10 protein-coding genes are annotated in these 11,701 nt (G+C 63.0%); 1 reads left to right on the top strand and 9 read right to left on the bottom strand.

What is annotated here, in order from left to right:
* Positions 1 to 16: 16 nt before the first annotated feature.
* The 6 genes from FJV77_RS02430 to mce form a co-directional block, all read right to left on the bottom strand.
* Positions 17 to 1,267 carry a site-2 protease family protein gene (locus tag FJV77_RS02430; protein WP_142865251.1) on the bottom strand — a complete coding sequence of 417 codons (1,251 nt, stop codon included), beginning with the start codon at positions 1,265 to 1,267 and terminating at the stop codon, positions 17 to 19.
* 660 nt (positions 1,268 to 1,927) lie between these two features.
* Positions 1,928 to 2,611, bottom strand: coding sequence for an ABC transporter ATP-binding protein (locus tag FJV77_RS02440; protein ID WP_142865252.1), 684 nt, complete (start codon positions 2,609 to 2,611; stop codon positions 1,928 to 1,930).
* Positions 2,608 to 3,924 (bottom strand): lipoprotein-releasing ABC transporter permease subunit, encoded by a 1,317-nt coding sequence (locus FJV77_RS02445; RefSeq protein WP_142865253.1) that lies wholly within the window; start codon positions 3,922 to 3,924, stop codon positions 2,608 to 2,610. Before FJV77_RS02445 ends, FJV77_RS02440 begins: the two co-directional genes overlap by 4 nt.
* The gene (gene proS / locus FJV77_RS02450) at positions 3,921 to 5,249 is read right to left on the bottom strand and encodes a proline--tRNA ligase (RefSeq protein WP_142865254.1); all 1,329 of its coding nucleotides are present in this window, start codon (positions 5,247 to 5,249) and stop codon (positions 3,921 to 3,923) included. The genes FJV77_RS02445 and proS overlap by 4 nt, the downstream gene beginning before the upstream one ends.
* Before the next feature lie 743 nt (positions 5,250 to 5,992).
* A complete protein-coding gene (locus FJV77_RS02455) occupies positions 5,993 to 6,277 on the bottom strand; it encodes a DUF1467 family protein (RefSeq protein ID WP_142865255.1) in 285 nt (94 codons plus the stop codon).
* Entirely contained in the window at positions 6,274 to 6,678 is a 405-nt protein-coding gene (gene mce / locus FJV77_RS02460; protein WP_142865256.1) for a methylmalonyl-CoA epimerase, read from the bottom strand. Before mce ends, FJV77_RS02455 begins: the two co-directional genes overlap by 4 nt.
* A 133-nt stretch (positions 6,679 to 6,811) precedes the next feature.
* Here mce and FJV77_RS02465 point away from each other — a divergent pair, with 133 nt between their 5' ends.
* Positions 6,812 to 7,666: an MBL fold metallo-hydrolase gene (locus tag FJV77_RS02465; protein ID WP_142865257.1), complete on the top strand. Its 855-nt coding sequence runs from the start codon at positions 6,812 to 6,814 to the stop codon at positions 7,664 to 7,666.
* 5 nt (positions 7,667 to 7,671) lie between these two features.
* On the opposite strand, the gene FJV77_RS02470 is transcribed toward FJV77_RS02465, so the two are convergent.
* The 3 genes from FJV77_RS02470 to nuoN all read right to left on the bottom strand — a co-directional run bounded on the left by FJV77_RS02470 (position 7,672) and on the right by nuoN (position 11,697).
* A complete protein-coding gene (locus FJV77_RS02470; RefSeq protein ID WP_142865258.1) occupies positions 7,672 to 9,342 on the bottom strand; it encodes a ribonuclease J in 1,671 nt (556 codons plus the stop codon).
* A gap of 91 nt (positions 9,343 to 9,433) precedes the next feature.
* On the bottom strand, positions 9,434 to 10,255 hold the full coding sequence (locus tag FJV77_RS02475) for a biotin--[acetyl-CoA-carboxylase] ligase (protein WP_142865259.1): 822 nt from the start codon (positions 10,253 to 10,255) through the stop codon (positions 9,434 to 9,436).
* A gap of 5 nt (positions 10,256 to 10,260) precedes the next feature.
* Positions 10,261 to 11,697, bottom strand: coding sequence for an NADH-quinone oxidoreductase subunit NuoN (gene nuoN / locus FJV77_RS02480; protein ID WP_142865260.1), 1,437 nt, complete (start codon positions 11,695 to 11,697; stop codon positions 10,261 to 10,263).
* Positions 11,698 to 11,701 lie beyond the last annotated feature (4 nt).

The following is an 11,701-nucleotide window of genomic DNA, read 5'->3' on the forward strand; positions in this document are numbered from 1 at the left end:
CGTCTCGATCAAACGCTCAAAGTAGCTTCGCCGACGCCCACAACAGCCCGTAACCGTGGATGGCGAACACCGCCAATAGCGCGCCGGCCATGGCGAAACGGTCGAAGGTGCGGATCGGCTTCAAGTCGTGGCGCGGCTTTACCCCGCTGCCCACGGTCAGCAGGCTGAGGATGGCAAAGACAGCGCCCGCCACCAGCAGAAAGCTTTGTGAAAAACCGGCCAGCCAGCCGATTGCCAGCAAGGCCGAGAGCAGGGAAAACGAGGCCAGTGCCAGCATGATCGGACCCGGACAGATCTGGCGCAGCACTTGGCCGCCGTCGAATTTCCACACCGGCACCAGATTGGCGATGTTGAACAGCGCGGCAAAACCGGCAAGCGTCGCCAAAAGGGCGGCGGCCAGCCGATGCCCCTCGCCTGAAGCAAGCCCGCTGGCTACGATCAACAATGGCACCAAAAACGCGGAAAAGCCCGCCCCCATCAGCGCCACGAAGGCGACCTCGAACCGGCTGTCATAGGGCCGGCCGCCAATGGCGATGCCGCCAAGCAGCGGGATGAAGATCATCCGCGCCTTGCGATGACCGGTCAGCCGGAAGGCCGCCATGTGGCCGAGCTCGTGCAAGGCGACGACCGAGGTCAGGATCGCAGCCAGCGCAAAGCCACCGAGATTGAGCCCGAAGAACGGCCACAGGATGAAGGCCGACAGAATGGCGAAGCCGACCTGGCTCAGCGGATGCTCGAACCAGCCCCCCTTGCGATATTCTCCGGTCCTCGCCCAGTGCTGCAGCTTGCCAAGCTCGCGGCGCATGGCGAAGTAGCGGAACACCAGGAAGGCGACGCCGCGATAGCGGTCGGTCTGGCTGAGCGTGACACGCGTACCCGCGCCTTCCGAGACGAGTTCGGTGGTCTCGTAAAAATCCTTCCAGAACGAAGCATCGAGCGCGGTATCCTCGATGACGCGCATCGAAAACCGACTGCCCTCGACGACGTCCTCGAAGCGCGACCTGCGCTCGATCGGCTGGCCGTCGCGACCTTCCCAGGACAGCATGATTCGGGCCGTGCCCTGCCCGTCCAGCGCTTGCGCCGACAGGATCTCGCCGGACCAGCCGGCATCGCTGCCGAGCGGCCACAGCGCCTGCCAGAGGCGCTGCCGGTCCATGGCAACCACGCGGCTGAGCCTCACCGTACGCAAACCGAGCGGCGCGGTCATCAAAAGGAAAATCAGTCCGAGATTGCCGGCCACGAGAAGGGCCGTGATGATCGGCGACACTTGGGCGTTTGCTCCCTGTCTTGACAGGGCACTCTAGCGTCATGGCGGCAAGAAAGGCTTAACGGCGTAACGCCCTCCTGCTCGCCCTAAAACACTGCGGCGGACCGCAGATCATCACATGGCGCCGATCCAGACCGCCATGGAAACCAGAAACGCACTCATGCACACCAACGAAACGACGTCCTGAACAAGATCGCTCATAACTCTCTCCTGTTGTTGCTATGTTCGTAATTTGTTCTAATTTTGTTCGAATGTCAACGACCGGAAAGCGGCATGCCGACGGATACTGACAGCCGGTTTGGGCAGGGTTAAGAAAGCGTTGATGGGATGACGTTGCAGATCGGAAGACGAAAAGCTATCCACTGCTTCAGGTGGCGAATTGTTCGCGAATGTCGGCGCCGCCCCTCACCTGCCTGCCGGCATCCTCTCCCCGTATAGTGACGGGGAGAGGGGCGCTGTCATCGATGACTTCGCCAATCGCCAGCGTTGCAGGATTAAGCGCCGAGGGGGGCGGCAGGCCCCTTTCTCCCCGTCACTATACGGGGAGAAATGTCCGGCAGGACAATGAGGGGCGGCACTGCCTTCGGCGATCTTGCTTGCCCTGAGAACCTCGCCAAGGACAGCATGGGCATCCGCAGGCCGGCCGAGTATCGCCGTGCCCTAAAGCGGCACCACCTTGCCCTCGTGCAGCGTCACCCGACGATCCATGCGCGAGGCCAGCTCGTGATTGTGGGTGGCGATCAGCGCGGCAAGGCCGGACTGCCTGACCAGTGCGCCCAGCGCCTCGAACACATAGGAGGCAGTGACCGGGTCGAGATTGCCGGTCGGCTCGTCGGCCAGAAGAAGCAATGGCGCGTTGGCGACCGCACGGGCAATGGCGACGCGCTGCTGTTCGCCGCCGGACAGCTCCGACGGACGGTGCGACGCGCGCTTGCCGATCTGCATATAGTCGAGCAGCTGCGCCGCGCGCTCCGCTGCCTCCTTGCGCGACAGCCCTTTGATCAGCTGCGGCATCATGATGTTTTCCAGCGCCGAAAACTCCGGCAGCAGATGATGGAACTGATAGACGAAGCCGACATCGTTGCGGCGGATCGCGGTGCGTTCGTCATCGGACAGCCGTCCGCAGGCGCGGCCGGCCAAAATGACGTCGCCGGCGTCGGGGCGCTCGAGCAGGCCCGCTGTATGCAGCAGCGTCGACTTGCCGGTGCCCGACGGCGCCACCAGCGCCACCATCTCGCCGCGCTTCAGGGAAAAGTCGGCGCCGTTGAGGATGGTGAGCTTGCGCGGCCCCTGGACATAGTGCCGCTCGACGCTCTTCAGCTCGATAATGATCTCGGACTTCATTCGTATCTCAAGGCCTCGACCGGATCGAGCCGTGCGGCCCGCCACGCCGGAAACACGGTGGCCAGGAAGGACAGACCGAGCGCCATCAGGATGACGTAGGTGGTCTCGCGCGGGTCCATCTTTGCCGGCAGCTGGCTGAGGAAGTAGAGCTCCGGATTGAACAGCACCTTGCCGGTCATCCAGGAGAAGAACTGGCGGATGGATTCGATGTTGGTGCAGATGAGCACCCCGAGCAGCACGCCGGCGATGGTGCCGGTGACACCGATCGCCGCGCCCGTCATCAGGAAGATGCGCAGGATGGCGGCGCGCGAGGCGCCCATCGTGCGCAGGATGGCGATATCGTGGCCCTTGTCCTTCACCAGCATGATCAGGCCGGAGATGATGTTGAGCGCCGCCACCAGCACGATCAGCGTCAGGATCATGAACATGACATTGCGCTCGACCTGCAACGCCGAGAAGAACGTTTCGTTGCGCTGGCGCCAGTCGACCATATCGATCGGCCGCTGCGCCGCAGCATCGACCAGCGGTTTCAGCGCGTCGACATTATCGGGATTGTCGACATAGATCTCGATCGTCTGCGCCCTGCCGTCCATGTTGAAATAGAGCTGTGCCTCCGAAAACGGCATGTAGACGATGGAGCTGTCATATTCCGACATGCCGACTTCGAAGATAGCGGCCACCTTGTAGCCCTTCAGCCGCGGCGTCGTGCCCATCGGCGTCACATCGCCGTCGGGCGAGATCAGCGTGATGGTGTCGCCGAGCACAAGACCGAGATTTTCGGCCATGCGCTTGCCGATGGCGACGCCCTCGCCGGAGTCGAAGCCGTCAAGCGTGCCTTGTTTGACGTTTTGGGCGACGATGGCGATCTTGCCGAGGTCTTCGGCGCGTATGCCGCGAACCAGCGCGCCCATGCCGCCGCCGACATTGCCTTGCGCCAACACCTGGCCGTCAATCAGCGGAATGGCGTATTTGACGCCGGCCACGCCGTTGATGCGGGCGGCAACCTGCGCGTAATCTTCAAGCGGCGAATCCAGCGGCTGGACGATCAGATGGCCGTTGACGCCGAGGATGCGGGTCAGAAGCTCAGCCCGGAATCCGTTCATCACCGCCATGACGACGATCAGCGTGGCGACACCGAGCATGATACCGAGGAAGGAGATCGAGGCGATGACCGAGATCACCGTCTCCTTGCGGCGCGACCGCAGATAGCGCCAGGCGACCATGCGTTCGAACATGGAGAACGGGCCAGCGACCGGAGATTTGGCGACCGGCGACTTGGCGACCGGAGATTTCGCTGCCGCGGCTTGGCTCATGCGGTTGCACCGAAGCGTTTCCTGGCCTCCGCGACCGGCAGCGTCTCGCGCTCGCCGGTCCGGCGGTTCTTGATCTCGATCTCGCCGGCGGCAACGCCGCGCGGTCCGACGATCACCTGCCAGGGCAGGCCGATCAGGTCGGCGGTGGCAAACTTGCCGCCAGGCCGCTGGTCGGCGTCGTCGTAAAGCACATCCTTGCCGGCGCCGGTGAAGGCGGCATAGAGTTCGTCGCAGACACGGTCGCAGTCGGCATCGCCCGCCTTCATGTTGATCAGGCCGATATCGAATGGCGCCACCGCTTCCGGCCAGATGATGCCGTTATCGTCATGGCTGGCCTCGATGATCGCCGCCACCAGGCGCGACGGGCCGATGCCGTAGGAGCCGCCGGAGACGAAATGATCCTTGCCGTCTGGCCCGGTCACCTTGGCGCCCATCGGCTTCGAATATTTGTCTCCGAAATGGAAGATGTGGCCGACCTCGATGCCGCGCGCCGAGACCCGGTCCGCTTCGCCGAGTTTGTCCCAGGCCGCCTCGTCATGCATCTCGTCGGTGGCGGCATAGGGCGTCGTCCATGTCTTGACGATGTCGGCGATCTCGCCGTCATTGGCGAAGTCGGTGTTTTCGCCGGGCACCTGGAGCGACAGATACTCGCGGTCGCAGTAGACCTGGCTCTCGCCGGTGTCGGCCAGGATGATGAATTCATGGCTGAGGTCGCCGCCGATCGGCCCTGTGTCGGCCCGCATCGGGATCGCCTGCAGGCCCATGCGCGTGAACGTCCTGAGGTAGGAGACGAACATCCTGTTGTAGGCTGCCTTGGCGCCCTCGAAATCGAGGTCGAAGGAATAGGCGTCTTTCATCAGGAATTCGCGCGAGCGCATGACGCCGAAGCGCGGCCGCACCTCGTCGCGGAACTTCCATTGGATGTGGTAGAGGTTGAGCGGCAAATCCTTGTAGGACTTGACGTAGGCGCGCACGATCTCGGTAACCACTTCCTCATTGGTCGGACCGTAGAGCATGTCGCGGTCCTGCCGGTCCTTGATGCGCAGCATCTCCTTGCCGTAGTCGTCATAGCGGCCGCTTTCGCGCCACAGATCGGCCGACTGGATGGTCGGCATCAGGATTTCCAGCGCGCCGGCGCGGTTCTGTTCCTCGCGGATGATGCGGCAGACCTTGTCCAGCACCAGCTTGCCCAGCGGCAGCCAGGAAAAGCTGCCCTGCCCCTGCTGGCGGATCATGCCGGCCCGCAGCATCAGCCGGTGCGAGACGATCTCGGCCTCACGCGGATTTTCTTTCAGGATGGGCAGGAAAAACTGCGACAAACGCATGGACAGGTCCGTGAGAGAGGTGGCTGCACCGGAATCGGCGCGGCTGGCTTGCTTGCCCCGGCTTCATAGCTATTTCGTGACGGAATGGAAACCCGACCCGCGGTATCGGCCCGAAATCGCAAAAATCGATTCTTCTTCTTCCAAAGACCTTCAAACCGAAAACGATAATCCTTAGGCGCAAAGTGCTCCGCTAGGCTGGAAAGTGCTGATACACGCCTTGCGCGTCTGAGCGACGCAGCACACCTGGTCACATTAATGCGGCAGCGCCGGCGTTGTTCGTTTCGCAAGCAAAGCCTGCCGTACTATTGTGCAGTGCAGCACAGGATTGCCCGTTTGCGGGCAAAATTCTGCGTGACAATTTCATCGGGGTTAGGCTAGTGTGCCCCGATAACCGAGAGGGTAGAGAAAAATCTGCTCTCCTACGCGGTCAAAGTCTTGGGAGGATGCGATCTAGGCGCGGTTACCCGCTGCCGCCGGAAACCGGAAAACAGATCGGAACGCGTTTAAATTGCAAGGCCTTGTGCCTTGCATTTTTTTTGCGCAATCATCTGGTTAGATCTACACATTCCCAAATCACATGAGCTTGCGCCGGCGTGATCTGGTCGCGATTCTATCAGGATTGGCTATGCTTGCGTGCGGGGTTGCTAACCTCAAGCCGAGCGCGCCGAAACTGGAGTTCGATGCTCCGAAAATAGGCACAAACAGCAGCATGCCGCCCGCCCGATCTGTCGGCGGAAAAGGTTTTAGTTAGCCGGTGCCTGGCTGGCTTCGGGGATGATGTGCGGGACTTCGTCGAGGCTGTAACCCAGCCCGTGCGTCAGGCCGTAAAAAATACCCATGACTACCGCCGTGACAATGGTGGTGCGGATCACGGCGCGCAGCATATGCGGCCCGCGCGGCGCACTGGCAACCGTGCCCAGCGTCACGTCGTGATCGTCGTCCTGCGTGCGCACGCTGAACGGCAGCACGATGAACAGCATCAGCCACCAGGTGATGAAGAACAGCGCGGCAAACGAAATCCAGCTCATGCCTGCTCCAGTTCGACGAGCGTGCCGAAGAAATCCTTGGGATGCAGGAACAGCACCGGCTTGCCGTGGGCGCCGGTTTTGGGATTGCCGTCGCCCAGCACGCGCGCCCCGCTCGCCTTGAGATGATCGCGCGCGGCAAGGATGTCGTCGACCTCATAGCAGACATGATGCATGCCGCCCGAAGGGTTCTTTTCCAGGAAGGCCGCGATCAGCGAGCCCTCGCCCAGCGGCTCCAAGAGTTCGATCTTGGTGTTGCCGACATCGACAAACACTACCGTCACGCCATGCTCCGGCAGCGCCTGCGGCGCGGTGACCTTCGCGCCAAGTGTATCACGATAGGCGGCAATCGCCGCAGCCAGATCCGGCACGGCAAGCGCGACATGGTTCAGGCGTCCCAGCATGAAACCTCCAGCTTCGATGCTGGCGTCTTACGTCAAATCAGCCGACATCAATAGTCTTTGCCGAGGCGCGCAAGGTCGCACTTGGGTGAACCGCCGCCTTGTTCCAATCGATGTCTGCGAAGTACAAACGGCAATGTCCGATACCCGCCCCCGCGTTTTCAGCTTCGATCTTGGCTCATTCAAGGTCGCCGCCCTGCTCGACGCCGTCGATGTCAGAGACAATCTCGCGGCTGCCTTCGCCCCTGGACAATCGCCGCGCGCCGTACAGGAACTCGCCGTCTCGAACTCCATCGATCCCGTTCGATACGACCATTGCTTCATCCCGACACTGGTCGACACCGGCACCGAAAAGATCCTGTTCGACACCGGATTCGGCGACGACGACAGTGCACTCCTGCAATGCCTGCGGGACCTCGGGCTCGAACCCGGCGACATCGATTTGGTGGTCATCACGCATGGCCACCCCGACCACATCGGTGGTCTCATGAACAATGGCGAAGCTGTTTTCAGCCGGGCGCGCTACGTCTTCGGCGCGGCCGAATTCGTCTTCTGGATCGAGGCCGATACGGTGCGCGAAGCCAGGCTGAACAACCGCGACCTGTTCCGGCGCATCTGCGCCGGCCTTGCCGACCGCGCGACATTCGTGGCGCCGGGCGACGAAATTGTGCCGGGCGTCACCGCCATTGATGCCGCCGGCCATTCGCCGGGGCTGCTGGCGTTCCACGTCGAAAGCGACGGGCAGCAATTGCTCATCTGGTCGGATGCCTTCCTGCACTCTGTCGTATCGATCCAGCGGCCGGATTGGCATGCCGATCTCGACGACGAGAAGGAGCAGTCCGTCGAGACCCGCAAGCGCCTGTTGAACATGGCCGCCGACCACCGGCTGCTGGTCGCCGGCTATCACATGCCCTTCCCCGGTATCGGGTACGTCGAGCGGGTGAACGGCAGCTTCCACTGGCTGCCCGTAGGCGACCAGCTCAACGTGTAGCCGCGTTAACGCGTCACGAACACCGTCACCAGCGGCTTCTTGCCCCAGGCTTCGTTGGCTGCACCGCGCACGGCACGGCGCACCGCTTCCTGCACCAGATCGAGGTCTTTGCGGCGCTGGCGAGGGATAGAGTCCACCGCGCCGACGGCCGCGTCGAGCATCAGATCTTCCATGTTCTCGCCACGGGCATCCGCTTCGGCGACGCCGATGGCGACCAGGTCTGGATCGCCGGCGAGCTCGTATTTGTCGTCGAGCACGACATTGACCGCGACATGGCCGGCGAACGACAATTTGCGCCGGTCGCGTATGCCCATCGCCTGGTCGGTGCCGATCAGCCTGCCATCCTTGTAGATGCGGCCGAACGGCACCTGGTCGATGATGGTCGCAGGGCCGGGCGCCAGCCGCAGCATGTCGCCGTCGCGCACCTGCGCCACCTGGCCGATGCCGGAGGTCGACATCAGCGATCCCTGCGCCACCAGATGCGCGGCTTCGCCATGCACGGGGACGCCGATCTGCGGGCGCACCCACTCATACATCTTGCGCAATTCGCTGCGGCGCGGATGGCCGGAGACATGCACCAGCGCGTCGCCATCCTCGATGATCTTGATGCCGAGATCGATCAGGCGGTTCTTGATCTCGAGGATCGCCTTCTCATTGCCGGGAATGGTGCGCGAGGAAAACACCACCGTGTCGCCTGCCGTCAGAGACACCGATTTCATCTCTTCGCGCGACAGTTTGGCCAGTGCAGCCAGCGGCTCGCCCTGGCTGCCTGTGCAGATGATGACCAGGTTTTCGCGCGGGATGAAGCCGAAATCCTCTTCGGCGATGAACTCCGGCAGCCCGTCCATGTAGCCGAGTTCACCGGCGACATCGATGACCCGCTTCAGCGAGCGTCCCAGCACCAGGCACTGCCGGCCGGCATCGCGCGCCGCCTTGGCGATCGACACGATGCGCCCGACATTGGAGGAGAAGGTGGTGACCGCCACGCGGCCGACGGCACTCTGGATCACGCCCCTCAGGCCCTCGCCAACCGCCACTTCCGACGGCGATTCACCTTCGCGCAGCGCATTGGTCGAATCGCAGACCAGCGCCAGCACGCCCTTGTCGCCATAGGCGCGAAAGCGCGCCTCGTCGGTTTTGGGACCGATCGTCGGTTCCGGATCGATCTTCCAGTCGCCGGTATGGATGACCGTGCCGGCCGGCGAGGTGATGGCCAGCGACATCGGTTCTGGGATCGAGTGCGCCACCGGGATGGCCTCGATCTCGAACGGACCGACGGTGAACTTTTCGCCCGCCCGGTAGATCGTCACCGGGATTTTCGGCGCGCCCTGCTCGCCCTGGCGCTTGGCATCCAGCAGGCCGGCGCTGAACGGTGTCATCCACACCGGCGCCTTCAGCTTCGGCCAGGTGTCGAGCAGCGCGCCATAATGGTCTTCATGCGCATGGGTAATGATGATGCCGCGCAGATCTGCGAGGTTCTCCTCGATGAAGCGCGTATCGGGCAGGATCAGGTCGACGCCCGGATGCGCCGCGTCGGGAAAGGTCACGCCGACATCGACGACGATCCATTCGCGCGCACTGGGCGGGCCGTAGCCGTAAAGGGCGAAGTTCATGCCGATCTCGCCGACGCCGCCGAGCGGCACGAAGACGAGTTCGGCGTTTTGCGCTTTCGCCATCAATTTTCCCTTCCCGGCCCTTGCGGCCAGCCCCTTAAACAATTCCAGGAAAAGTGTGTAACGGTTTTCCCACAGGAATTGCGCACAACAATCAGACTCTTGCCGAAGCGACCGCGCCGAAATGCACGTCGCCGGCGGCTACCGTCACAACCGACCCCTCATCATCGCGGATCACGAAACGGCAGTCCGCGTCAATGGTCTCGAAGGTACCGCGCACCACATTCCCGTCAATCCTGACAGCAACCTCGCCGCCGAGCCCCGCCGCGCGCGCCAGCCAGCGCCGCCGGATGGCGTCGAGCCCGCGTCCTTCATCCCACAGCCTGGCATTGTCGGTCCACGCATCCGACAGCGCCAAAAACAGCGTTTCGGCATCGCATGTCGCGCCAAGCGCCCGCAGCGATGTCGCCGGATAGGGCAAATCCTCGGGATGCGCCACCACATTGACGCCAATGCCGACCGCCACCGCGAAACGGCCGCCCTCGAGAATGGCCGATTCCAAAAGGATGCCGGCCAGCTTGGCGCCGGACGCCAGCACGTCGTTCGGCCATTTCAGCTCGAAGCGGTTTTGTCCCTGGCTGGCGCCATCGAGGCCGATGGCGATCCTGCCCTTCGGCACGACGGCATCGAGCGCGTCGGCCAGCGACAGGCCGGCGACGAAACCGAGTGTCGCCGCTAGACGCAACTCACCGCCGGTGATGACGAGCAAAGTCGCGGCCAGATTGCCTTCGGGCGATACCCAGGCTCGACCCCGCCGACCGCGCCCGCTTTCCTGCTTTTTGGAAACGACCCACAATTTGCCGGGGTCGCCTGCCCTTGCATGGTCGAGCGCCACCGTGTTGGTGGAGCCGATACTGTCATGGGCCTCGAGCCGGAACCCTTCCGTCTCAGAGGTTGGAGCCAGCCGAAATGCCATCCCGCTCAGAAAAATGTCTTGGCGGCGGCTTCGGCGTAGGTCGCGATCGGACCGCCGATCAGCACATAGAACAGCACGAAGGCGCCGGAGACGCCGAGCACGAGACGCAGTTCGCTGGCCATTGGCACGAAGCCGCCGGCCGGTTCGTCGAACCACATGATCTTGATGATGCGCAGATAGTAATAGGCGCCCACCACCGAGGCCAGCACGCCGATGATCGCCAGCGCATAGAGGTTGGCGTTGATGGCGGCGAGGAAGACGTACCACTTCCCCCAGAAGCCGGCGAGCGGCGGGATGCCGGCCAGCGAGAACATCAGGATGGTCAGGATAGTCGCCATGATCGGATTGGTCGACGACAGACCGGCAAGATCGCTGATCTGCTCGACATTGCCTTCCTTGCGCCGCATGGCGAGGATAAAGGCGAAGGTGCCGAGCGTCATCACCAGATAGATGAGCATGTAGATGGCGACGCCGCGCACGCCGGCCTGGCTGTTGGCGGCAAGGCCGACCAGGGCGTAGCCCATATGGCCGATCGAGGAGTATGCCATCAGTCGCTTGATGTTGGTCTGGCCGATGGCGGCAAACGCGCCGAGCGCCATCGAGGCGATGGAAATGAAGACGACGATCTGCTGCCACTCCGAAGCGATCGGCTTGAACGCGCCCATGGTGACGCGAACGATCAGTGCCATCGCCGCCATCTTGGGGGCTGCCGCCAGGAAGGCGGTGACCGGCGTCGGCGCGCCCTCGTAAACGTCAGGCGTCCACATATGGAACGGCACCGCCGAGATCTTGAAGGCAAGGCCGGCCAGCACGAAGACGAGGCCGACAACGAGGCCAAGCTGGCGCTCGCCACTGCCGAGCGCCGAGGCGATTTCCTGAAAGCCGACATTGCCGGTGTAGCCGTAGACCAGGCTGATGCCGTAGAGCAGCATGCCCGACGACAGCGCGCCGAGCACAAAGTACTTCAGGCCGGCTTCGGTCGAACGCAGATTGTCGCGATTGATCGCAGCCAGCACGTAGATCGCCAGCGATTGCAGTTCGAGGCCGAGATAAAGCCCGATCATACCGTTGGCCGAGATCATCAGCATCATGCCGAGCGTGCAGAGCAGGATCAGCACGGGGTATTCGAACTTGTCGAAATGCTCCTGCTTGGCAAAGCGCATCGACATCACCAGCGTCACCGCCGAACCGACCAGCGACAGCACCTTCATGAAGCGGGAAAAGGGATCCTGGATGAAGGCGTTGCCGTAGGCGCTGCCCTGCCCCGTGGAAAAGACCAGCCATAGGCCTGATATCACCAGCACGGCGACGGCAAGGCCGGTCACCAGGTTGACGGCGCTGGCGCGCGAATAGGCGCCGACCATCAACAGCGCCAGCGCGCCGATGGCGAGGATCAGCTCCGGCGTCGAGAGCGAAAGGCTGGAGTAAAGGTCCGGCGTCATGGTT

Source organism: Mesorhizobium sp. WSM4306 (genome assembly GCF_007003975.1).
In the GTDB taxonomy this organism is placed as follows: domain Bacteria; phylum Pseudomonadota; class Alphaproteobacteria; order Rhizobiales; family Rhizobiaceae; genus Mesorhizobium.